Raw genomic sequence first — 22,874 nt, forward strand, 5'->3', positions numbered from 1 at the left:
CTGCACCAGGAGCCGTAATGAGTACCCCGTCCAAACTGTCCCAGCTGCGCGAACTGTCCGTGGTCGTTGCCGATACCGGTGACTACGACGCGATCAAGCGCCTGCAGCCGGTGGATTGCACCACCAACCCGACCCTGGTGAAGAAGGCGCTGGACCTGCCGGTCTACGCCGAACTGATCGAACGCGAACTGGCCTGGGGCCGCCAGCAGAGCGGTGACCGCGAAGCCGTGGTGCACGCCGTGGCCGACCGCCTGACCATCGGCGTCGGTGCGTTGCTGAGCACGCTGGTGCCGGGCCGCGTGTCCACCGAAGTGGACGCCGACCAGGCCCACGACACCGCCGCGACCGTGGCCAAGGCCCGCCAGTTCATCCAGATGTACGCCGATGCCGGCGTGCCGCGCGAGAAGATCCTGATCAAGATCGCTGCGACCTGGGAAGGCGTGGAAGCCGCGCGCATCCTGCAGGCCGAGGGCATCGACTGCAACCTGACCCTGATCTTCAACCCGACCCAGGCGCTGGCCTGCAGCGAAGCCGGCGCATTCCTGATCTCGCCGTTCGTGGGTCGCATCCTGGACTGGTACGTGGCCAACGGCCAGACGCCGGCCAGCATCGACGAAGACCCGGGCGTGAAGTTCGTGCGCGGCGTGTATGCCGAGTTCAAGCGCCGCGGTTCGCCGACGGTGGTGATGGGCGCCTCGTTCCGTTCGACCGCGCAGATCGAAGCGCTGGCCGGCTGCGATCGCCTGACCATTTCGCCGGACCTGCTGGAGAAGCTCGATGCCGACCACGGCGAGCTGCCGCGGAAGCTGGTGGCCGGTGCGGCCGACGGCGTGGCGGTGACGCCGATCGACGCGGCGAAGTTCGCGGCGGACCTGGCGGCCGATCCGATGGCGACCGAGAAGCTGGCGACCGGTATCGATGCGTTTGCCAAGGATCTGCAGGCGCTGCGCGAGCGCATTCGTTCGGAACTGTGATTCCGGCCAACGGCTGAGCCCCTCGTGGCGGGTCGGTTGGTCGCGAACTGCGTGGAGCAAAAGCCGCGCTGGGTCGGGCTGGTTGGGTTCGCGGGGGACGCCGTGAACCCGTCCCTGGGGGCTTGGCCGCCGCATCCATGCGGCGGACACCCCCGCGAACCCAACCCGCCCGCCCTCTGACAGTTTCCTGTGGCCGCCCGCCACGGAAGAAAGAAAGAAAGAAAAGCAACAACGGGTCGCGCGCTGCGCTTGCTCGCAGTCGAGCAAGCTCGACTCTACGGAGCACTGCATACAAACAAAAGGACGCGGCGAAGGCCGCGTCCTTTTGTTTTCCTTCAGTTCGTCAGTAACCCATGCTCTTGCCCACCGTCACCGGGAAATGATCGGAGGCGGGACGGGTGCAGATGGCGGGACCGTCCACGGCATGGATGCCGTGGCCGAGCCCCCAAGGATGGGTTTACGGCGTGTCCCGCCATCTGCACCCGTCCCGCCCAACTCACAACAACCCAGAGCCGCTTTGGCTTTGGCTTCTGCCGTAGATTCTGCCCGCCGCAGGCGGACCACCGCGCGTCAGCGCGGCCCCTCCACATCCAGCCCGATCGGGCAGCTCACGCCCGTGCCACCAATGCCGCAGTAACCGTTCGGATTCTTCGCCAGGTACTGCTGGTGATAATCCTCGGCGTAGTAGTACGTCGGTGCCGGGTACACGATCTCGGTGGTGATCACGCCGTAGCCGGCCGCATCCAGCTGCGCCCGGTAGGCCTCGCGGCTGGCCAGCGCGGCGGCGTATTGGGCCTCGTCGGTGGCGTGGATCGCCGAGCGGTACTGGGTGCCGGTGTCGTTGCCCTGGCGCATGCCCTGGGTCGGGTCGTGGCTTTCCCAGAACAGCTGCAGCAGCCGCTCCAGGCTCACCACCGCCGGGTCGAACACCACCTGCACCACTTCGGTGTGGCCGGTCAGGCCAGAACACACCTCTTCATAGGTCGGGTTCGGGGTGATGCCACCGGCGTAACCCACCGACGTGCTGTACACGCCCGGCTCGGTCCAGAACTTGCGTTCGGCGCCCCAGAAGCAGCCCAGCGCGAAGCGGATCTGCTGCAGGCCGGCGAAACGGTCCTTCAGCGGATGACTGTTCACGAAGTGCTGGTTGCTGTGCAGCGGCAGCGGCTGCTCGCGCCCCGGCAGCGCTTCTTCCGGGCGCGGCAGGCGCTGCTTGAAGGCCCCGATGCCGAGGATGCCCTGGCCAATTCCCAACATGATGCGCTCCTACGCCGGAAGGCCGGCAATGTCGTCTGCATCTGAAATGGGGTCGTCCGGCGCGTGGCCCAAGTCCAGCGAGGCCACGATGTCCTCGGCCTGCGGCCGCGCCGCATCCGGGATGCCGACCCGCAGCACGCCGAACAGCGGCAGCTCGCCCATCCCCCCCAACAGCGACTCGCCGAACACGAAGGCGGGGATGCCGGCGTCTTCCAGCGCGTGCTTGACCAGGTGGGCGTCGAACAGGTTGTCGGCCTTGTACACGATGTGCATGCGGCGGCTCCTTGGGGCAGGGGTCCAGCATACGCCCGGGGGCTGAATGCCGGTGGTGCGTTCTGCCGGCCAGCGGCCGGCACTACCCCCATCTGGGTGTCGATACGCAATCTGCCGGCCGGCAACCCCGGAAGGTGGGTGGTAGTGCCGGCCGCTGGCCGGCAACCCGTACGGCGCCGGGCAGCCCTGCGCCGTACGCGCTAGACTGTTGGTCTTTCTGCCCTTTTTCGCCCCAGACTCATGTCCGAGCACACCCCCGCCAGCCCCGAGACCCCCGCCGACAGCCACGAGAAGCGCGATTTCATCCGCCAGATCGTGCGCGAGGACCTGGCCAGCGGAAAGCACCAGGCGATCAAGACCCGCTTCCCGCCCGAGCCGAACGGCTACCTGCACATCGGCCATGCCAAGTCGATCTGCCTGAACTTCGGCATCGCCGGTGAGTTCAGCGGTGTCTGCAACCTGCGCTTCGACGACACCAACCCGGCCAAGGAAGATCCGGAATACGTGGCCGCGATCCAGGACGACGTGCGCTGGCTGGGCTTCGAGTGGAACGAGCTGCGCCACGCTTCGGACTACTTCCAGACCTACTACCTGGCCGCCGAGAAGCTGATCGAACAGGGCAAGGCCTATGTCTGCGACCTGTCGGCCGAGGAAGTGCGCGCCTATCGCGGCACCCTGACCGAGCCGGGCCGCCCGTCGCCGTGGCGCGACCGCAGCGTCGAGGAGAACCTCGACCTGTTCCGCCGCATGCGCGCCGGTGAGTTCCCGGATGGCGCGCGCACCCTGCGCGCGAAGATCGACATGGCCAGCGGCAACATCAACCTGCGCGATCCGGCGCTGTACCGCATCAAGCACGTCGAGCACCAGAACACCGGCAATGCGTGGCCGATCTACCCGATGTACGACTTCGCCCACGCGCTGGGCGATTCGATCGAGGGCATCACCCACTCGCTGTGCACGCTGGAGTTCGAAGACCACCGCCCGCTGTACGACTGGTGCGTGGACAACGTCGATTTCGCCCATGACGACGCGCTGACCCAGCCGCTGGTCGACGCCGGCCTGCCACGCGAAGCGGCCAAGCCGCGCCAGATCGAGTTCTCGCGCCTGAACATCAACTACACGGTGATGAGCAAGCGCAAGCTGATGGCGCTGGTCACCGAGCAGCTGGTGGACGGCTGGGAAGACCCGCGCATGCCGACCCTGCAGGGCCTGCGCCGCCGTGGGTACACCCCGGCAGCGATGCGCCTGTTCGCCGAGCGCGTGGGCATCAGCAAGCAGAATTCGCTGATCGACTTCAGCGTGCTGGAAGGCGCGCTGCGCGAAGACCTGGACAGTGCCGCGCCGCGCCGCATGGCCGTGGTCGACCCGGTCAAGCTGGTGCTGACCAACCTGCCCGAAGGCCACGAAGAGCAGCTGACCTTCAGCAACCATCCGAAGGACGAAAGCTTCGGCAGCCGCCAGGTGCCGTTCGCACGCGAAGTGTGGATCGACCGCGAGGACTTCGCCGAAGTGCCGCCGAAGGGCTGGAAGCGCCTGGTCCCGGGTGGCGAAGTGCGCCTGCGCGGCGCCGGCATCATCCGCTGCGATGAAGTGATCAAGGATGCCGACGGCACCATCACCGAGCTGCGCGGCTGGCTGGATCCGGAATCGCGCCCGGGCATGGAAGGCGCCAACCGCAAGGTCAAGGGCACCATCCACTGGGTCAGCGCCGTGCATGGCGTGCCGGCCGAGATCCGCCTGTACGACCGCCTGTTCTCGGTGCCGAACCCGGACGACGAATCGGAAGGCAAGACCTACCGCGATTACCTCAACCCGGAATCGCGCCGCACCGTCACCGGCTATGTCGAGCCGGCCGCGGCCAGCGCCGCCCCGGAGCAGTCGTTCCAGTTCGAACGTACCGGCTACTTCGTTGCCGACCGCCGCGACCACACCGAGGCCAAGCCGGTGTTCAACCGCAGCGTGACCCTGCGCGACACCTGGTCGGCCTGAGGACCTGCGCGGGCGCCAGCAAGGCGCCCGCACGCCCGCGACGATGATCACCGTCCTGTCCGCCCTGCTCTGGTTCATCTCGCAGCATCCGCTGCTGACGTTCTTTGCAGCGATGGTGCTGGCCGGGCTGGTCTCATGGTGGCGGCGCTTCCCGGGTTACGCCATCGTGGTGTTCCCGCTGGCGATGCTCAACATCTTCCTCGGCAGCTTCCTCAACGCCACCTTCCTCAATGCCGTGGGCGAGCGTGGTGAAGCGGTGATCGTCAAGGCCGAGGAAACCAATTCCACCCTCAACGAACAGTACATCTGGCGCTACGAAGCGGTGCTGCGTACCGCCGAAGGCCGTGACGTGGAGGTCGTGTTCCATACCAACACCGCCTCGCTGTGGCCGCTGGAGAACGCGATCCGCATTCCGGCTCAGGACCAGCCGTTCGTGGTGAAGTACACCCCGGGCTTCCCGCGCAACTTCGTCATCCTCACCAATGAATCACCGCATGGCATCGCGCAGGCCCGTGCCAGCGCGCGCGAGCGGGTGGAGGTGGCCGCACGCAAGCTGCATTTCAGCCCGGGCAACGCCGATTTCCGCGCGGACTATCGCCGCGAGCTGGACACCTGGCTGCGCGACCATGGCAATGATCCGCAGCAGCAGCCCGACGCGCAGCATTATCGCGCCGAACTCGAAGCACTCGACGCGATCGATCGCTAGACCCCAGGCACTGCCTGGATGTTCCACCCCATCCATCCACAGGCCTGACATGACCACGACGTCCACCGCCCTCCTCCCGCTGCTGCAGCAGGTACTGCAGGGCGCCGGCATCGCAAGCCGCGTCGACGATGGCGCACTGCTGCTGGACAGCGGCCTGCGCCTGACCCCGCATGCAGTGGCCGCGAATGAACGCGACAACGGTGGCTGGCAGACCTCCACCGTCATCGAGACCCAGCACCCTGTGCTGTTCGCCGACGGCCTGTTCGAGTACCAGCACGCCAACGGTGCCGACGAACAGGCCTCGCTGCTGTCCGGCTTCCAGACCTGGATCCGGGTGGACCTGGCGACCCTGCAGACCGCCGTCGGCGCCGCAGACGCACAGGGCCTGCCGATGTTGGGCCTGAGCTATCCGGGCGCCGAGGAAGGCGAAGAACTGCAGCGCACCGTGGTGCTGGGGCCGCTGGCGCACTACCGCGCACAGGAGGTGGATGCCTCCACGTGCAACGAGGACGACCACGGTTCCTGCCCGTGCTGCCTGTTCACCCGCAGCATGGACGCTTTCGACGAACTGCTGAGGGCGCGCCCGTTCCTGGCCATCCGCCTGTTCGCCTCGCGCGACGCCGAGGGCCTGTGCGAAGCCGATTGCCGGGTCAACGGCCACGATTTCGCCGCTGCCCTGCCCCTGCTGCGCGCCTATGCCGCCAGCTGGCCACAGGCCGGCCTGGAGTTCCGCAAGCAGTATGTGGTGATCCGCACCGGCTCGCCGGGCTGACCCGTCGCCACACCCGGTACAGGCCGGTGCGGCTACACTGCGCGCCGGTTTCCCAAGCAACCGCACCTTCTTCCATCCCACACGAGGCACCCCCGCGATGCTGTACGCGCAAGTCCACCTGACCCTTCCCGCCTGGATCCACGACCAGATCGACCTGGATCGTCGATATCCCGGCGATGAGGCCAAGGTCGCGCTGGCGATCGAGCTGTCGCGGCTGAACGTCGAGCACGCCAGTGGCGGCCCGTTCGGTGCGGTGGTGTTCGGCCCGGATGACAAGGTGATCGCCGCCGGCGTGAACCGGGTGATGCCGCACGCGACCTCGCTGGCGCACGCCGAGAACATGGCCTACATGCTGGCCCAGCAGCGCCTGCAGACCCCGCGCCTGAACGCGGTGCTGTCGCCGGTCACCCTGGCCACCAGCTCGCAGCCGTGCTGTCAGTGCTACGGCGCCACCGTGTGGGCCGGCATCGACCGCCTGCTGATCGGCGCCAACTCGGCCGACGTCGAGGAACTGACTCCGTTCGACGAAGGCCCGCTGCCGGCTGACTGGGTGGGCGAGCTCAACAAGCGCGGCATCGAAGTGGTGCAGGGCCTGAACCGCGATGCTGCGCGCAGCGTGCTGCGTGCCTATGGGGAAAGCGATGGCGCCCGTTACTGAGGCCGGCATCGGCCTGCTGTGCCTGTGCCGGCAGGGCTTCGAGCCCGAGCTGGCCGGCGAGCTGCAGTTCCGCGCGGGCGAAGCCGGTTTCGCCGGCTATGCGCGCACCCAGCGCAATGACGGCTATGTGCTTTTCATGTGCGACGAAGCCGCTGCATTGGCACCGCGCCTGCGCTGGCGCGAGCTGATCTTCGCGCGGCAGAAACTGCTGGTACTGGCCGAGCTGCCGCAGCTGGATCCGGCCGACCGCATCACGCCGATGCTGGAGGTGCTGGCCGAAGCGCCACGCTTCGGCGACCTGTGGGTGGAGCATCCCGACTCGGATGCGGGCAAGCCGCTGTCTGGCCTGTCGCGCGCCTTCGGCAATGCACTGCGCCCGGCGCTGCGCAAGGCCGGCAAGCTGACCGACAAGCCGAACAACCGCCTGCCGCGCCTGCACGTGGTGTTCGTCGATGGCACCCACGCCTTCGTCTGCATCGCCGACCCGGCCGACAGCGCGCCGTGGGCGCTGGGAATTCCGCGCCTGAAGCTGCTGCCCGAAGCCCCCTCGCGTTCGGCGCTGAAGCTGGATGAAGCACTGTTGACCCTGCTGACGCCGGAAGAACGCGAGGCACTGGCCAGGCCGGGCATGCGCGCAGCCGACCTCGGCGCTGCACCGGGCGGCTGGACCTGGGTGCTGACCCGCCAGCACATGCACGTGCTCAGTATCGACAACGGGCCGCTGCGCCAGCACGTGCTGGATACCGGCCTGGTCGAGCACCTGCGCGCCGACGGCTTCCACTGGCATCCGGAGCAGCCGCTGGACTGGATGGTCTGCGACATGGTCGAGCAGCCGCGCCGCGTGGCCGAACGCATGGCCACCTGGTTCCGCGAGGGCTGGTGCCGGCATGCGATCTTCAATCTGAAACTGCCGATGAAGAAGCGCTGGGACGAGACCCGGCTGTGCCTGGACCTGTTCCAGGACCAGGCCGGCAAGCCGCTGGTGGTGCGTGCCAAGCAGCTGTACCACGACCGCGAAGAGATCACCGTACTGGCTTCGCCGCTGCGCTGAGGCCATCGCGCCCGCCGGGCATGGCCCGGCGCTACCGAGGGATGCAACCATGCGATACCACTCGACTCCGATACTGATCGCCCTGCTGGCGGCGGCGCCTGCCCTTGCCCAGCAGTTGCCGCATACGCCCGCGCAGAGCCAACCGCTCGGCCCGACCGGTGGCGCGATCCGCCAGCAACCGCTGGGCGCCGGCCGGGTCACCGGCAGCGTGGAGATTGCACAGCCGGTCGGCGAAGCGCAGGTGACGGTACGTTCGCTGGAACCGAGCAGCGTGGTCGGCCAGTACCGCATCCGCTTCAGCGAGCTGGACGTGAACGGCGATGGCTTCATCAGCCGCGAGGAAGCACAGGCCAACCCGGCGTTGGCCGACGAGTTCAACGCGCTGGACCGCAAGCACCGCGGCAAGCTCGACCGCGCCGACCTGGCCGGTTGGCTGGTGGATTGATCCGCCTTCGTGATCTTCATCCACGCATGGCGTGGCTCTGCTGACGCAGGGCACACGACCCTCTCCCGGTGGGTGCCAACCTTGGTTGGCACGTGCCAGGACGGCCTGTACTCCGATCAGACGCCGGCGGCGCGCTTCCAGAATGCCTGCACCAGCGGCGGCCATTTGCCGACGCAGCCCAGCGCGCGGCCACGGGCCAGGGTCAGGTGCATCTCGTCATTGGAGAACAGGCGGTTGATCGCATCGAAGCTGTAGGCGGCGATGTGATTGTCGCTGCGGCGTTCGCGGGCCCAGCGCTGCAGCCGCTGCGGTGAAAGGCGCGGCTGGCCACGGCGCGCAGCCGAAGGCGCCAGCCACTGCTGCAGGGCGGCGACATCGCGCAGGCCCAGGTTCACGCCCTGCCCGGCCAGCGGATGCACGACATGCGCGGCATCTCCCAGCGCCAGCACGCGGCCGGCCACGTAGTGCCGGGCCAGCTGCCGGCGCAACGGGAACGCGGCGCGCGGCGACACCAGTCGCAGTTCGCCCAGGCGGGCGGCAAAGGCGCGGGTCAGTTCGCGGTTGAACGCGGCTTCGTCCAGTGCCAGCACGCGAGCGGCTTCATCCTCCGGAAGGGTCCAGACGATCGAACTGCGGCGCTCGGCCACCGGCAGCAGCGCCAGCGGTCCAGTCGGCAGGAAGCGCTGCCAGGCCGTGGCCTGGTTCGGCAGCTCGCTGTCCACGTAGGCCACCACGCCACGCTGGTGGTAGTCATGCCGCTCGACCTCGATCCCGGCCAGCTGCCGCAGGGTCGATTCGGCGCCGTCAGCAGCCACCGCCAGCGCCGCTTCCAAACGACGGCCATCATCCAGGCGCAGACGCACGCCGGCCTCGTCCTGCTCCAGCGCTTCCACCCGCGCCGGGCAATGCAGCTGCACGCCCGCGGCCGGCAGCGCCGCCCACAGGCGATCCTGCAGCAGCCCGTTCTCGACGATGTAACCCAACTCGCGCCGGCCGAAACGGTCCGCGTCGAACAGCAGATCCTCGCCACCCGCCGCATCCCACACCTGCATGCGCCGGTACGGCCACGCGCGGGCCTGCGCAATGGCAGGCCACACGCCCAGCCGGTTCAACAGCTGCACATTGTCAGCAGCGAAGGCAAACACCCGCAGGTCCGGCTGTGCAGCCTGCCACGGCGCCGGTTCACGCCCTTCCACCAGTGCGACCGAGAGCCCGGCATCGGCCGTTGCCAGCGCGCAGGCCGCACCGACCACGCCGCCACCGACGATGGCCACATCCAGACGCGCGTGCCGGCTCATGCGGCTTCTCCACGGCACAGCCGCGGCACTTCGCCACGGAAGCCCATTGCGCCACCGACCAGCATCGACTGCACCGAGGCACGTTGCGCGGCGACGAGGCCGAGGCTGCGCAGCGGCCGCATCAGCGGTGCCGGGTTGCTGGTCAGCCGCGCCAGGCCACCGGAGAACGCCACCGTCTGCCGGCGATCCTCCTCACGGCGCGCGACATAGGCCTGCAGCAACGCGTCACTGCCGGCGTCCTCGTTCGCATCCTCCAGCAGTTCAGCCAGGGTCAGCGCATCGCGCAGGCCCAGGTTGAAGCCCTGTGCGCCCAGCGGGTGGATGGTCTGTGCGGCATTGCCAAGCAGCACCGCGCGCTCACCGGCCAACGCGCGCGCAAGCACCTGGATCAGCGGGTACGCACTGCGCGGGCCGGAGTCGAGCAGGCGCCCGGCACGCCAGCCGATCGCATGCTGCAGCCGCTGCAGCCACGCGGCATCATCCAGCGCCATCACCGCTTCGGCCTGGTCGCGCGCAACACCATGCACGGTGCCGAAGTGGCGGTCGCCGCGCGGCAGCAGCGCGGTCGGGCCGCTATCGGTGAAGCGCTCCCACGCGGTGCCATCCGGCGCGCGCTGGCTGCGCACGCGGGCGACAAACAGCGTCTGCTGGAAATCATGGCGGTCGACCTCGATCCCCAGCGCATCGCGCACGCCACTGGGGGTGCCATCGGCACCGACCACCAGCCGGGCCAGCAGCACGCGTTCGCCCGCCTCGTCGGCCACCCGCACCTGGCGGTAGCCATCGACCACCCCGCCCAGCCCCAGGAAACGCATCGGCCGGTAACGGCGCAGTCGCGGCAGCTCCTGCAGCCGTGCCTCCAGGGCCTGGCCGAAGTCGCGCGCAACCACCACCTGGCCGAACCAGGGCCGGTCATAGTCACTGGCCTCAAGCTGCACACGGCCGAAATCACCGGCGCGGCTGACATGGATGCGGCGGATCGGGCCCGGTGCCATCGCCAGCTTCTGCATCACCCCCAGCGCAGTCAGCGCGTTGACGGTGGCCGCAGCGAAGCTGAGGTTGCGCTGGTCGAACACCGCCGGCAGTTCACCGGCGGGACTGGCCTCGAGCAGGCCCACTTCGCGGCCCAGGCGCTCCAGGGCAATGGCCAGGCTGGCGCCGACCAGGCCGCCTCCGACGATCAGCACGTCATGTCGTTCACTCATGCGTTCATGATACGCGCTCGTCCCGACTGTACGTCGAACGGGACCACGCCTGCGCCATCCCGTGCGGCGGGCTAGAATGAAACCTGAATCCGCCCCGGGCCCCCACCATGTCCGACACTGCCAACCGCGCCTTCGTCCTGTCCGTGCTTGTACTGCTGCTGGCGGCGACCCGGGTCAATCACTTCGCGGCCATTCCCGATGCGTCCTGGGCCGTGTTCTTCATCGGCGGCTTCTATCTGGCGCGCTGGACGCGCTGGGCGTTCCCGCTGCTGATGGTGTTCGCGGTGCTGGTCGACTGGATCGTGATCCGCAGCAGCGGCCTGGACTTCTGGCAGCACTACTGCGTGTCGCCGGGCTACTGGTTGCTGCTGCCGGCGTACTTCTCGCTGTGGGCCGGCGGCATGCTGCTGGGCCGCAACTACCAGGGCGCGCGCTGGCCGGTGCTGGCCAAGGGCGCGCTGCTGCTGGTCGCCTCGGTGGCGGTCTGCCACCTGCTGGCGCAGGGCGGCTTCTACTGGACCAGCCGCAACGTGGCCGAACCGACCCTGGCCGGCTGGGCGCAGAACTACGCGCAGTGGTTCGGGCCGTACCTGCGCACCACCGCAATCTACGTGGCGCTGGCCGCCGCCCTGCAACTGGCCGTGGAGCAGGTCCTGAAGCTCCAGCAGGCCCGCCGCGACATCCGCCACTGAGCCGCGCCATGGGCCATCGCCTCTCGCGCATCTACACCCGCACCGGCGACGACGGCAGCACCGGCCTCGGCGACGGCCAGCGCGTGGCCAAGGATGACGCGCGCGTTGCCTCCTTCGGCACGGTCGACGAGGCCAACGCGGCGCTCGGCCTGCTGCTGGCGGCACCGCTGCCCGAGGACGTGCGAGCGCTGGTCGTGCACCTGCAGCACCAGTTGTTCGATCTGGGTGCCGAGCTGTGCATCCCCGGCCACGCCGCGATCCATGCCGCCGATGTCTCGGCGCTGGAACAGCAGCTGGACCACTACAACGCCGGCCTGCCGATGCTGAAGGAATTCATCCTGCCGGCCGGGGGCGAAGCCGCCGCGCGCTGCCACCTGGCGCGCACCATCGTCCGTCGCGCCGAGCGCGAGACCGTTGCCCTGGCCCGCCGCGAGGCGGTGCGCAGCGAGGCGCTGCAGTACCTCAACCGGCTGTCGGACCTGCTGTTCGTGCTGGCCCGGGTGCTGGCCCGTGCCGATGGCCACGGCGAGGCGCTGTGGCAGCCACAGCAGCGCCAGCGCTGAGTCGGCACGATGCTGGTCTATACCCATCCGTCCTGCCTGCTGCATGACCCCGGCCCCGGGCACCCCGAATGCCCGCAGCGCCTGCAGCATGTGCTCGATGCCCTGCATGCGGCGTTCCCCGGCCAGCTGCAGTGGCGCGAAGCCCCTCCTGCCAAGTTCGGCGAACTGACCCGCGTGCACGACAGCGCCCTGCTCGACGTCGTGCTGCAGCCCCAGACCGCCCCGCTGCGCCAGCTGGACATGGACACCTGGACCTCGCCGGGATCGGCCAGCGCCGCCGTGCATGCCGCTGGCGCCGGTGTGGCCGCGGTCGATGCGGTGATGCTCGGCGAGGATCCGCTGGCCTTCTGCGCGGTGCGGCCCCCGGGCCACCACGCCACCAGCAGCACCGCGATGGGCTTCTGCCTGCTCAACAACATCGCCATCGCCGCTGCCTACGCCCGCGACCGCCACGGGCTGGAACGCATCGCCGTGGTCGACTTCGACGTGCACCACGGCAACGGCACCCAGGACATCTTCCAGCACGATGCCCGGGTTTCGTACTACAGCACCCACCAGGCCGGGCTGTTTCCCAACTCGGGGCTGCGCCGCGACCGGGGTGCCGGCAACCTGTTGAACATCCTGCTGCCACCCGGAAGTGGCGGATTCCGCTTCCGCAATGTCTGGGCCGACGAAATGCTGCCGGCCATCGATGACTTCCGCCCGCAGCTGCTGTTGATTTCGGCCGGATTCGATGCGCACCTGCGTGACCCGCAGGCCGATCTGATGCTGGAGACCGACGATTTCGCCTGGATCACCGGCGAGCTGCATGCGTTGGCACGCCGTCACGCGGCCGGCCGGGTGGTCTCGATGCTGGAGGGTGGCTACGACCTGCAGGCACTGGCCGAGTGCAGCGTGGCGCATGTCCGCACCCTGATTTCAGCCGCCGGTGGTACCGTTGCCGGATGAACCCGAACCGGCAGTCTCCACCGCCCTTCATTGCCCCTATGCAAGGGATGGGGCAAGCTACCGTCCGTTTTCGCCCGAATCCGAACCGCGTGCGCCGAGCCCTCCGACTGCTTCCCCTGCCTCTGAGCATCGCCATCAGCCTGCCGGCAATGGCCGACGACAAGCCGCTCAACTGGGGCCTGTGCCCGGCCACCGACGTGATTCCCGCGTTCACCGACGCCCCCACCCCGGTCCCCGGCCAGGACAAGGCCGCCGCCGCTGCCGCCCGCGAGCAGCAGTCGACCGACATCGAGGGCGACCAGCTGCTGGGTACCACCACCGTGCCGCAGTACGAGGGCAACGTGGCGCTGCGCCGCGGTGATCAGTTCGTCGGCACCGACAAGCTCAGCTTCGATACCGAGACCGGCAACTACATCGCCGACGGCAATGTCCGCTACCAGGACGGGTCGATCCGGATGATCGCCAAGCGTGCCGAAGGCAACCAGGAAAGCGACACCCACAAGATTTCCGACATCAAGTACCAGCTGGTGTCGCGCCGTGGCAACGGCGATGCCGAGTCGGTCGACCTGCAGGGCGCGGTCGGGCAGATGCACCGCTCGACCTACACCACCTGTGATCCTTCGCAGCCGGTCTGGAAGCTGTCCGCGCCGCAGATCGAGGTGGACAACGACGAGGGCTTCGGCACGGCCCGCAACGCCGTGCTGCGGATCGGCAACGTGCCGGTCCTGTGGGCGCCGTACTTCAAGTTCCCGATCGATGACCGCCGCAAGACCGGCCTGCTGTTCCCGCAGCTGGGCATGTCCGGCCGCAACGGTTTCGACTACGCGCAGCCGATCTATTTCAATCTGGCGCCGAACTACGACGATACGTTGACGCCGCGCTACATGAGCCGGCGCGGGCTGCTGCTCGACAACGAGTTCCGCTACCTCTACAACGGCGGCCGTGGCGAGCTGCTGACCGCGTTCATCCCCAACGACAAGCTGCGCGACCGCGACCGCGGCCGGGTGATGTTCACCGGGTATCACAACCTGGATGACCACTGGCAGGCCCGCGCCAACCTGGCCTGGGTCAGCGACGAGCGCTATGTCGAGGACTTCGCCAACCGTCTTGTCGGCGTGACGGCGTCGAACCTGCAGAGCACCGTGGGCCTGTATGGCACCGGCCAGAACTGGACGGCCGGAATCATGGCCGACCGCTGGCAGCTGACCGACTACACCCTCAACGAGAGCGCCCTGCCCTACAACCGTCAGCCGCGCCTGTTCCTCAACTGGGACAAGCCGGTGCTGCCGTGGCTGGACGCGGGCGTCTACGCCGAAGCGGTGCGGTTCACCCACGACGACATCAACTACAAGTACGACGCCAGTGCCGGCCCGGACCTGCAGTACACGCGCAATGGCCTCCAGCAGCGATCCGGCGTGGGCGTCAGCGGTGGCTCGCGCCTGGACGTGAAGCCGTACGTGTCGTTCCCGATCAGCGGCGCGGCCTGGTATGTCACCCCCACCCTGGCCTATCGCTACACCGCTTACCAGCTGGACCGCAGCCTGGTGGACGGCGTCAATGGCATCCGTGGGCAGATCCTGCGGTCGCAAGGCATCGATCCGAACGCCGCCACGCCGGAACAGCTGCGTGGCAACACCTCGCCCAGCCGCAGCCTGCCGATCGCCAGCCTCGATGCCGGCCTGTTCTTCGATCGCGAGACCAGAATCGGTGGCAAGTCGTTCCTGCAGACCCTGGAACCGCGCCTGTTCTACCTGCGCACGCCGTACCGCAACCAGGACGAGCTGCCGATCTTCGATACCCGTGACTTCACCTTCAGCTGGGGCCAGCTGTTCCGCGATTCGCGCTATACCGGCGCCGATCGCCAGAACGATGCCAACCAGCTGACCCTGGCCCTGGGCACCCGCTTCATCGACCAGACCACCGGCAAGGAACGGTTCTCGGCAGCCATCGGCCAGATCCAGTACTTCGACGAGTCGCGGGTGACGCTTCCGGGCGGCGCGCCGGTCGAAAAGGGCAAGTCGGCCTGGATCGCCGACGGCAACTACATGATCAACGACCGCTGGACCCTGGGCGCCACCTACCAGTGGGACCCGAAGTACAAGCGCGAGGATCTGGCCAGCGTCCGCGCCCGCTACCTGATGCCCAACGACGGCGTGGTCAACCTCAGTTACCGCTATCGCATCAATGCCGGTGCCCCGGCCAGCGCCAACAAGCATGACCGGACCCTGCTGGAGCAGGCCGACCTGTCGTTCCTGTACCCGCTGAATGCGCGCTGGAGCCTGGTGGGCCGCTACTACTACTCCCTGCAGGACAAGGAACCGCTGGAAATCATCGCCGGCGTGCAGTGGGACAGCTGCTGCCTGGCCGTGCGCGCCGTGGCCCGCCGCTACGTGCGCAACCGCGAAGGCGACATGAACAATGCCATCCAGCTTGAGTTCGTGCTCAAGGGCCTGAGCTCCATCGGCCAGGACACGGACCGTACCCTGCGCCGTGCTATCCTCGGCTACAACCGCGACGACCTCTATCTCGTGCCGCCCAGCAACACCGGGGCGACCCGGGATGACTACGATCCGAATCTGATCCCATGACCAAGCGCTTCCCCGTTCTTCTCGCCTCGCTGCTGGCGGTGTCCAGCGTGTCCGCCCCCCTGCAGGTGCTTGCCCAGGAGGCGCAGCCGCTTGACCGCATCGCCGCCGTCGTCGATGAGGACGTGATCCTGCAGAGCGAGCTCCAGCGCGCGATCGCCAACATCAAGGCGCAGTACGCCGGCCGCGAGAACCAGCTGCCGCCGGAAGACGTGCTCAGCCGCCAGGTGCTCGAGCGCCTGGTGCTGGTCAAGCTGCAGGTCGCCCGCGCCCAGAGCAGCGGCATCCGGGTCGGCGACCAGGAGCTGAACCAGGCGATGAATGCCATCGCCCAGCAGAACGGCTCGACACTGGACGCCCTGCGCCAGCGCCTGGCCCATGACGGTATCGACTTCAACGACTTCCGGGCGTCGGTGCGCGACGAGATCACCGTGCAACGCCTGCGCCAGAGCTTCGCGCAGAGCCGCATCAGCGTCAGCGAGGGCGAAGTCGATGCCGCGCTGAAGCAGCAGGCCACGGTGGGCAACCAGTACCACCTCGCGCACATCCTGGTGGCCCTGCCCGACGGCGCCAACGCCGACCAGATCGCCACCGGCCAGAAGAAGGCCGACGGTGTGAAGGCCCTGCTGGACAAGGGCGAGCTGGACTTCAACGCCGCCGCCGTCCGCTATTCGGACAGCCCCAACGCGCTGGAAGGCGGCGACCTGGGCTGGCGCAGCCTGGATGAAATTCCGCAGGCCTTCGCGCAGATGATGGAAAAGATGAAGCCCGGTGAAGTGGTCGGCCCGATCCGTGGCCCGAGCGGCTTCCAGCTGCTGAAGCTGGTGGACGTGCGTGATGCCAGTGCCACGGCCGGTGCGAATACGGTCACCGAGTACCACGGCCGCCACATCCTGGTACGCGTGGACGACCACCAGACCGACGCGGCCGCCAAGGCCAAGATCGATACCCTGCGTGCCCGCATCGCTGGTGGCGCGGACTTCGAGACCGTGGCCAAGGAGTCCTCCGAGGACAACAACAGCAAGGGCCAGGGCGGCGATCTGGGCTGGTTCCCGGCCGATGCGTTCGGTCCGGCGTTCGGCCAGCAGGTCTCCGGCCTCCAGGATGGTGGCGTCAGCCAGCCGTTCCGTACCGATGCCGGTTGGCACATCGTGCAGCGCGTGGCCACCCGCCAGACCGACGTGACCAACGACAACCAGCGTGCCCAGGTCCGCGAGACCATCGGCCGCCGCAAGCTGGAAGACGAGTACAACCGCTTCCTGCAGGAACTGCGTGGCGAAGCCTACGTCAGCTTCCGCAGCGGCGACCGCGCGGAAAACACCGCCACCCCGCCGCAGTCCTGACCGATGCGCCCCGAGCTCGCTCTGGTACCGGGCGAGCCCGCCGGGATCGGCCCGGAACTGTGTGTCCGACTTGCCCAGCAGCCGCGTGAAGACAGCCGGCTGCTGGCCTTCGCCGACCCGGACACGCTGCGCGCGGCTGCAGCCGCGCTGAACCTGCCCCTGCAACTGCTGCCCGAGGACGCCGAAGCGCGCGTCCCGGGTGATCTGCGCCTGCGCGTGGTCGCCAATGCCGTGCCCAGCCGGTTTGGCCAGGCCGATCCGGCCAACGCCCGGGCGGTCATCGACGCGCTTCTCGGCGCTGGCCAGGCCTGCCTCAGCGGGGAGCTGCACGGCGTGGTCACCGGCCCGGTGCACAAGGCGGTCATCAACGAAGGCGGCATCGCCTACAGCGGCACCACCGAACTGCTGGCCGACCAGGCCGGGGTGAAGGTGGTGATGATGCTGGCCAACCACATCGTGCGCGTAGCCCTGGCCACCACCCACCTGCCGCTGCGCGAGGTGGCCGATGCGATCACCGCACCGGGCCTGGAGCACACCCTGCGCACCGTGCATGCCGCGCTGCGGCGCGAGTTCGCCGTGCCTGCACCGCGCATTGCCGTGCTCGGCCTGAACCCGCACGCCGGTGAAGACGGCCACCTGGGCCGCGAGGAACTGGACCTGGTGATTCCGCTGCTGCAGCGCCTGCGCGCCGAAGGCATGGACCTGGTCGGGCCGCTGCCGGCCGACACCGCCTTCCTGCCGGCCAAGCTGGCCGGCTTCGACACCGTGCTGGCGATGTACCACGACCAGGGCCTGCCGGTGCTGAAGTACTCGGGCTTCGAACAGGCAGTGAACCTGACCCTGGGCCTGCCCTATCCGCGTGTGGCGGTGGACCATGGCACCGCGCTGGATCTGGCCGGTCGCGGCATCGCCGATCCCTCCAGCCTGCAGGCGGCAACGACGCTGTGTGCGCAGCTGGCGTGGCAACGTACACTGAGCGCATGAATTCCCCGCATTCCCCCTCCGGCCCGGTGTTCACCGCCCCGGCCAAGAAGCAGCTTGGCCAGCATTTCCTGGCCGATCGCCACTACATTGACAAGATCGTGATGGCGGTCAACCCGAAAGACGGCGACCGCCTGGTCGAGATCGGTCCCGGCCAGGGCGCGATCACGCTGCCGCTGCTGCGCGTGCATCCGAAGCTCACGGTGATCGAGTTCGACCGCGACCTGATCGCGCCACTGACCGCCGCCGCCGAGCCGCTGGGCGAGCTGACCATCGTCCATCGCGACGTGCTGCGCGTGGACTTCACCGAGTTGGCTGCCGGCCAGCCGATCCGCCTGGTCGGCAACCTGCCCTACAACATCTCCTCGCCGATCCTGTTCCATGCGCTGGAACATGCCGCCGTCGTCCGCGACATGCACTTCATGCTGCAGAAGGAAGTGGTCGACCGCATGGCCGCCGGCCCCGGCAGCAAGGTCTATGGCCGCCTCAGCGTGATGCTGCAGGCGTACTGCCAGGTGACCTCGCTGTTCGTGGTGCCGCCAGGCGCCTTCCGGCCACCGCCGAAGGTCGATTCGGCCGTGGTACGGCTGGTGCCGCGCGATCCGGCCAGCATCGGCATCAACGATCACAAGCGCTTTGCCGAGGTGGTCAAGGCCGCCTTCGGGCAGCGCCGCAAGACCCTGCGCAATGCGCTCAACAACGTGGTGTCCGCCGAGCAGTTCATCGCCGCCGGCGTGCGTCCCGATGCCCGCGCCGAACAGCTGGACGTGGCCGAATTCGTCGCTCTGGCCAATGCCTCCTGATTACACTGCCGGTATGGAAGACGCTGACGTTTATGCCATCTCCGTCGAAGTCGCGCCGCGCTTCCTCGACGATCAATCCGCACCGGAAGACGGTCGCTTTGCGTTCGCCTATACGATCCGCATCCACAACCAGGGACGGGTGGCCGCACGCCTGGTCGCACGCCATTGGCGCATCACCGATGCCAATGGTCGCGTCGAGCATGTCGATGGCGACGGGGTGATCGGCGAGCAGCCGCGGCTGCGCCCCGGTGAAGACTTCCGTTACACCTCCGGTGTCATGCTGGGGACCGATCACGGCACCATGCAGGGGCACTACGACATGGTTGCCGACGATGGCACCGAATTCGCCGCGCCGGTCGCACCGTTCGTGCTGGCCGTCCCGCGTACCCTGCACTGACAAGGAGGCCGAACGATGAGTGTGTGGGCGATCGGCGACCTGCAGGGCTGCTATGACGTCACCCAGCGACTGCTGGAGAAGATCCGCTTCGACCCGGCGCAGGACACCCTGTGGTTCTGCGGCGATCTGGTCAACCGCGGTGGCCAGTCACTGGAAACGCTGCGGCTGGTGCACTCGCTGCGCGAGCACAGCGTGGTGGTGCTGGGCAACCATGATCTTTCGCTGCTGGCCGTCGGTGCGCGCACCGAAGAGGAGCAGCGCAAGGTCAACCCGGACCTGCTGCGCATCGTGCAGGCCGAGGACCGCGACGAACTGCTCGAATGGCTGCGCCTGCAGAAGCTGGTGCACGTGGATCGCGAGCTGGGCTGGATGATGGTGCACGCCGGCCTGGCGCCGAAGTGGACCACGCAGATGGCCGAAAAACATGCGGCCGAAGTCGAGGCGCAGTTGCACGGCGCCGGCTACCGCAAGCTGTTCCGCAACATGTACGGCGACAAGCCCAGCTGGGCACCCAACCTGTCCGGCTATGACCGCTCACGCGCGATCATCAACGTGCTGACCCGCATGCGCTACTGCACCCCGCGTGGGCGCATCGGCATCGAGGACAAGGGCACGCCGGGCACCCAGGAACAGGGGTTGTATCCCTGGTTCGAAGTGCCGGGCCGGGTCGAGCGCGACCTGAAGGTCGTCTGCGGCCACTGGTCCGCGCTGGGCCTGACCATCACCCAGGGCGTGCACGCCATCGACACCGGTGCGGTCTGGGGCGGGAAGTTGACCGCGCTGCAGCTCGATACCGATGAGCTGCGCGTGGTGCAGGTGCCGGGCCGCGATGTGCCGGCCCCCGTTGCCAACGCCCGCCCTCCGGCGCGACCGGCACACGAGCGTCCTGCCACTTCGGCACAGGGCAAGGAACAGGGCGGTGGCACACCCGCTGGTAACCCGGGCACCCGCGGCCCGCGCCGTCGTCGCCGTCGTGGTGGTGGTGGTGGTGGCTCTGCAGGCCCAGGCAACAACGGCGCCCCGCCGCAGGCATGATGCGACCGGGCCCGGCACCATGGACGGTGCTGCTGCTGACGCTGGCGCTGGCGCTGGCCAGCGGCTGCCAGCCCGGTTCGCCTCCTGCTCCCACGGCCGCGCAGGACGCCGCAGCCACGCCGGCGCCTTCACCACCACTGGTGGCCGCCGCGCGCTCGCAGATCGGCGTCACCGTCCGCTACGATCCGGCCTACCAGGTGCTCGCCTATCCCGGTGGTGACGTCGCGCGCGATCGCGGTGTCTGCACCGACGTGGTGGTGCGCGCTCTGCGCGATCTGGGACTGGACCTGCAGGCACGCGTGCATGAGGACATGCGCAGCGACTTCGGCGCCTATCCCGCCATCTGGGGCCTGTCACGGCCGGATCGCAACATCGATCATCGCCGCGTACCCAACCTGATGCGCTGGTTCGAGCGGCAGGGTTGGCAGCAACCGGTCACCGCCCTCGCCATCGACTATGCGGCGGGCGACATCGTCGCGTGGAAGCTCAACGGCAATGGCCTGCTGCACGTCGGTATCGTCTCCGACCGGCGGCTGGCCGATGGCACCCCGCTGATACTGCACAACATCGCGCGCGGCACGCGCGAAGAGAACCTGCTGTTCCAGCACGCGATCATCGGGCATTACCGGATGCCCGGGCCGTAGAGTCGAGCTTGCTCGACTATGCCCTGTGTATCCACCAAGAGCAGTCGAGCAAGCTCGACTCTACAGATGCGTTGCGATCAGCGGCGCACGTAATGCACGAAGCGGAACGCGTAGGCGTGTCGTTCGTCAGCCGGGTGCGGTTCACTGCTCACTTCCTGCCAGTCGCGCGCATCCACTTCGGGGAAGTGGGTGTCGGCCGGCACTTCGGCATCGACCCAGGTCAGGTACAGGTCACTGGCCTGGTCGAGCAGCTGATGGAATATCTCGCCACCCCCGATGATGCACAGCTCGTTCGCGCCCTCGCCTTCGGCAATCGCCTTGGCCTCGTCCAGCGACGCCACCGCGCGCATGCCTTCAAATGGCACCTGGCCGCTGCGGGTCAGCACCAGGTTGGTCCGCCCCGGCAGCACGCGGCCGATCGATTCGGCGGTCTTGCGCCCCATCAGGATCGGCTTGCCGAGGGTCAGCGCCTTGAAGTGCTTGAAGTCATCCGGCAGGTGCCAGGGCATCGCATTGCCCTGGCCGATGCCGCGGTTGCGGTCCAGCGCGACGATCATCGACAGCTTCATCGCGCTCACACCGCCACCGGTGCCTTGATCGCCGGATGCGGGTCGTAGCCGTCGATGCGGATGTCGTCGAACTGGAAGCCGAACAGGTCGGTCACGTCCGGGTTCAACCACAGCTTGGGCAGCGCGCGCGGTTCACGTGACAGCTGCTCGCGGGCCTGCTCGAAGTGGTTCGAGTACAGGTGCGCGTCACCCAGCGTATGCACGAAGTCGCCCACGCCCAGGCCGGTGGCCTGCGCCACCATGTGGGTCAGCAGTGCGTAGCTGGCGATGTTGAACGGCACGCCGAGGAAGATGTCGCCGCTGCGCTGGTACAGCTGGCAGCTGAGCTTGCCGTCCACCACGTAGAACTGGAACAGGTTGTGGCACGGCATCAGCGCCATCTGCGACAGCTCACCCACATTCCAGGCACTGACCACCAGCCGGCGCGAATCGGGGTTGCGCTTGATCTCGTCCACCAGCCACTGCATCTGGTCGATCGCACCGCCATCGGCAGTGGCCCAGCTGCGCCACTGCTTGCCGTACACCGGGCCGAGGTCGCCGTTCTCATCGGCCCACTCGTCCCAGATCCGCACCTGGTTGTCCTTCAGGTAGCCGATGTTGGTATCGCCCTTCAGGAACCACAGCAGCTCGTGGATGATCGAGCGCAGGTGCAGCTTCTTGGTGGTGACCAGCGGGAAGCCGTCGTTGAGGTTGAAGCGCATCTGCCAGCCGAACACGCTGCGGGTGCCGGTACCGGTGCGATCGCTCTTTTCGGCGCCGTGCTCAAGCACATGCGAGAGCAGGTCCAGGTAGGGCTTCATGCCTTGCCCTCGGCGGCCACCATCGGCTGCGGCTGCAGCACCGGCGCGCGGCGCGACATCGCCAGCAGCACCAGGCCGAAGGCGATCAGCGGCAGGCTGAGGATCTGGCCACGGGTCAGCCAATCGAAGGCCACGTAGACGCCGTTGTCCGGCATGCGCACGAACTCGACGGCGAAGCGGAACAGGCCGTACATCAGCGCGAACAGGCCACCGACCAGATAGCGATGACGCGGCTTGGCCGACACCGTCCACAGCACCACGAACATCACCAGGCCCTCCAGGAAGGCTTCATACAGCTGGGAGGGATGGCGGGCGAACTGGTTCAGCGCACCGGTTGCAAATTGCGCCTGCAGGGTCGCGTGGTCCAGCTGGTTCAGCGGCGCCGGCAGGCCGGACGGGAACACCACGCCCCAGCTGCCGTCGGTGTACTTGCCCCACAGTTCGGCACCGATGAAGTTGCCGATGCGGCCGAAGCCCAGGCCCAGCGGCACCAGCGGCGCCATGAAATCCATGGTGTCGAAGAAGTGCAGCGTGTGCTTGCGCGACCACCACCAGCAGGCGCCGAGCACGCCCAGCAGGCCGCCATGGAAGCTCATGCCGCCATCCCAGACCTTGAACAGCAGCAGCGGGTTGTGCAGGAAATCGCCCAGCGCGTAGAACAGCATGTAGCCGATGCGCCCGCCCAGCACCACGCCGAGCATGGCGTAGAACAGCAGGTCGGAGAAGCCGTTGGCATCGACGCCCGGCAGGCGCCCGTCGGCGATGCGCTTGCGGCCCAGCAGCCAGGCCGCGGTGAAGCCGAGCAGGTACATGATGCCGTACCAATGCACCTTGATCGGCCCCAGCGAGAGGGCGATGGGGTCGATGTCGTGGAAATAGATCATGG

At 68.1% G+C, this 22,874-nt stretch carries 23 protein-coding genes and 1 pseudogene; 17 read left to right on the forward strand and 7 right to left on the reverse strand.

The genetic code is table 11. The annotated features are described in order from the left end of the window. The first annotated feature begins 17 nt into the window (after positions 1-17). Positions 18-974 carry a transaldolase gene (locus SSKA14_RS20975; RefSeq protein WP_008267160.1) on the forward strand — a complete coding sequence of 319 codons (957 nt, stop codon included), beginning with the start codon at positions 18-20 and terminating at the stop codon, positions 972-974. Positions 975-1,544: 570 nt separating this feature from the next. Here the strand turns inward: SSKA14_RS20975 and msrA are convergent. Both msrA and SSKA14_RS20985 read right to left on the reverse strand, forming a co-directional pair. Next, the gene (msrA, locus tag SSKA14_RS20980) at positions 1,545-2,210 is read right to left on the reverse strand and encodes a peptide-methionine (S)-S-oxide reductase MsrA (RefSeq protein ID WP_040009896.1); all 666 of its coding nucleotides are present in this window, start codon (positions 2,208-2,210) and stop codon (positions 1,545-1,547) included. A gap of 30 nt (positions 2,211-2,240) precedes the next feature. Next, positions 2,241-2,504, reverse strand: a complete 264-nt coding sequence (locus tag SSKA14_RS20985) for a DUF2007 domain-containing protein (RefSeq protein ID WP_008264595.1) — start codon at positions 2,502-2,504, stop codon at positions 2,241-2,243. A gap of 240 nt (positions 2,505-2,744) precedes the next feature. Between SSKA14_RS20985 and SSKA14_RS20990 the strand changes: the two genes are divergently transcribed. The 6 genes from SSKA14_RS20990 to SSKA14_RS21015 all read left to right on the forward strand — a co-directional run bounded on the left by SSKA14_RS20990 (position 2,745) and on the right by SSKA14_RS21015 (position 8,125). Continuing rightward, entirely contained in the window at positions 2,745-4,493 is a 1,749-nt protein-coding gene (locus tag SSKA14_RS20990) for a glutamine--tRNA ligase/YqeY domain fusion protein (protein WP_008267236.1), read from the forward strand. Between the two features lie 43 nt (positions 4,494-4,536). Further along, a complete protein-coding gene (locus SSKA14_RS20995) occupies positions 4,537-5,199 on the forward strand; it encodes a membrane protein (protein ID WP_008268175.1) in 663 nt (220 codons plus the stop codon). Positions 5,200-5,248: 49 nt separating this feature from the next. Further along, on the forward strand, positions 5,249-5,971 hold the full coding sequence (locus tag SSKA14_RS21000) for a DUF6348 family protein (RefSeq protein ID WP_008266231.1): 723 nt from the start codon (positions 5,249-5,251) through the stop codon (positions 5,969-5,971). Between the two features lie 97 nt (positions 5,972-6,068). Further along, on the forward strand, positions 6,069-6,629 hold the full coding sequence (locus tag SSKA14_RS21005; RefSeq protein ID WP_004154307.1) for a nucleoside deaminase: 561 nt from the start codon (positions 6,069-6,071) through the stop codon (positions 6,627-6,629). After that, on the forward strand, positions 6,613-7,680 hold the full coding sequence (gene rlmM, locus SSKA14_RS21010; protein ID WP_040008815.1) for a 23S rRNA (cytidine(2498)-2'-O)-methyltransferase RlmM: 1,068 nt from the start codon (positions 6,613-6,615) through the stop codon (positions 7,678-7,680). The genes SSKA14_RS21005 and rlmM overlap by 17 nt, the downstream gene beginning before the upstream one ends. Positions 7,681-7,729: 49 nt before the next feature. After that, positions 7,730-8,125 carry a hypothetical protein gene (locus SSKA14_RS21015; protein ID WP_008265286.1) on the forward strand — a complete coding sequence of 132 codons (396 nt, stop codon included), beginning with the start codon at positions 7,730-7,732 and terminating at the stop codon, positions 8,123-8,125. 116 nt (positions 8,126-8,241) lie between these two features. Here the strand turns inward: SSKA14_RS21015 and SSKA14_RS21020 are convergent, their stop codons facing one another. Both SSKA14_RS21020 and ubiH read right to left on the reverse strand, forming a co-directional pair. Next, the gene (locus tag SSKA14_RS21020; protein WP_008266693.1) at positions 8,242-9,423 is read right to left on the reverse strand and encodes a UbiH/UbiF family hydroxylase; all 1,182 of its coding nucleotides are present in this window, start codon (positions 9,421-9,423) and stop codon (positions 8,242-8,244) included. Beyond that, positions 9,420-10,628 carry a 2-octaprenyl-6-methoxyphenyl hydroxylase gene (gene ubiH, locus SSKA14_RS21025; protein WP_008266827.1) on the reverse strand — a complete coding sequence of 403 codons (1,209 nt, stop codon included), beginning with the start codon at positions 10,626-10,628 and terminating at the stop codon, positions 9,420-9,422. The genes SSKA14_RS21020 and ubiH overlap by 4 nt, the downstream gene beginning before the upstream one ends. A 107-nt stretch (positions 10,629-10,735) precedes the next feature. On the opposite strand from ubiH, the gene SSKA14_RS21030 reads away from it, so the two are divergent. The 10 genes and pseudogenes from SSKA14_RS21030 (at position 10,736) to SSKA14_RS21075 (ending at position 20,619) form a co-directional block, all read left to right on the forward strand. Further along, positions 10,736-11,320, forward strand: coding sequence for a hypothetical protein (locus tag SSKA14_RS21030; RefSeq protein ID WP_008264471.1), 585 nt, complete (start codon positions 10,736-10,738; stop codon positions 11,318-11,320). An 8-nt stretch (positions 11,321-11,328) separates the two neighbouring features. Further along, entirely contained in the window at positions 11,329-11,883 is a 555-nt protein-coding gene (locus SSKA14_RS21035; RefSeq protein WP_008265473.1) for a cob(I)yrinic acid a,c-diamide adenosyltransferase, read from the forward strand. Positions 11,884-11,892: 9 nt separating this feature from the next. After that, complete coding sequence (locus SSKA14_RS21040) at positions 11,893-12,831, forward strand: histone deacetylase family protein (RefSeq protein WP_008267305.1); 939 nt, start codon at positions 11,893-11,895, stop codon at positions 12,829-12,831. 89 nt (positions 12,832-12,920) lie between these two features. Further along, positions 12,921-15,419, forward strand: a complete 2,499-nt coding sequence (gene lptD / locus SSKA14_RS21045) for an LPS-assembly protein LptD (RefSeq protein ID WP_083797430.1) — start codon at positions 12,921-12,923, stop codon at positions 15,417-15,419. Beyond that, positions 15,416-16,744 (forward strand): annotated as a pseudogene (locus SSKA14_RS21050) (peptidylprolyl isomerase); the annotation flags it as partial. The gene lptD and the pseudogene SSKA14_RS21050, both read left to right, overlap by 4 nt. An 18-nt stretch (positions 16,745-16,762) precedes the next feature. Further along, the gene (pdxA, locus tag SSKA14_RS21055) at positions 16,763-17,743 is read left to right on the forward strand and encodes a 4-hydroxythreonine-4-phosphate dehydrogenase PdxA (protein ID WP_008268747.1); all 981 of its coding nucleotides are present in this window, start codon (positions 16,763-16,765) and stop codon (positions 17,741-17,743) included. Further along, positions 17,740-18,543: a 16S rRNA (adenine(1518)-N(6)/adenine(1519)-N(6))-dimethyltransferase RsmA gene (gene rsmA / locus SSKA14_RS21060; protein ID WP_008266336.1), complete on the forward strand. Its 804-nt coding sequence runs from the start codon at positions 17,740-17,742 to the stop codon at positions 18,541-18,543. The genes pdxA and rsmA overlap by 4 nt, the downstream gene beginning before the upstream one ends. Before the next feature lie 13 nt (positions 18,544-18,556). Next, positions 18,557-18,940 (forward strand): Co2+/Mg2+ efflux protein ApaG, encoded by a 384-nt coding sequence (gene apaG, locus SSKA14_RS21065; RefSeq protein WP_008268668.1) that lies wholly within the window; start codon positions 18,557-18,559, stop codon positions 18,938-18,940. A gap of 15 nt (positions 18,941-18,955) precedes the next feature. Further along, positions 18,956-19,975 carry a symmetrical bis(5'-nucleosyl)-tetraphosphatase gene (locus tag SSKA14_RS21070; RefSeq protein WP_008264848.1) on the forward strand — a complete coding sequence of 340 codons (1,020 nt, stop codon included), beginning with the start codon at positions 18,956-18,958 and terminating at the stop codon, positions 19,973-19,975. Next, positions 19,972-20,619: a DUF1287 domain-containing protein gene (locus tag SSKA14_RS21075; protein WP_008264761.1), complete on the forward strand. Its 648-nt coding sequence runs from the start codon at positions 19,972-19,974 to the stop codon at positions 20,617-20,619. Before SSKA14_RS21070 ends, SSKA14_RS21075 begins: the two co-directional genes overlap by 4 nt. Positions 20,620-20,696: 77 nt before the next feature. Here SSKA14_RS21075 and SSKA14_RS21080 read toward each other — a convergent pair whose 3' ends face one another. Genes SSKA14_RS21080 through lgt form a run of 3 tightly spaced genes read right to left on the reverse strand, consistent with a single transcriptional unit; the run spans position 20,697 to position 22,872 of the window. After that, positions 20,697-21,188, reverse strand: a complete 492-nt coding sequence (locus tag SSKA14_RS21080; RefSeq protein ID WP_040008828.1) for a dihydrofolate reductase — start codon at positions 21,186-21,188, stop codon at positions 20,697-20,699. Between the two features lie 5 nt (positions 21,189-21,193). Further along, the gene (locus tag SSKA14_RS21085; protein WP_008266430.1) at positions 21,194-21,988 is read right to left on the reverse strand and encodes a thymidylate synthase; all 795 of its coding nucleotides are present in this window, start codon (positions 21,986-21,988) and stop codon (positions 21,194-21,196) included. After that, positions 21,985-22,872 (reverse strand): prolipoprotein diacylglyceryl transferase, encoded by an 888-nt coding sequence (gene lgt / locus SSKA14_RS21090; protein ID WP_008265021.1) that lies wholly within the window; start codon positions 22,870-22,872, stop codon positions 21,985-21,987. Before lgt ends, SSKA14_RS21085 begins: the two co-directional genes overlap by 4 nt. Positions 22,873-22,874: the final 2 nt, after the last annotated feature.

Source organism: Stenotrophomonas sp. SKA14 (assembly GCF_000158575.1).
Classification (GTDB): Bacteria; Pseudomonadota; Gammaproteobacteria; order Xanthomonadales; family Xanthomonadaceae; genus Stenotrophomonas; species Stenotrophomonas forensis.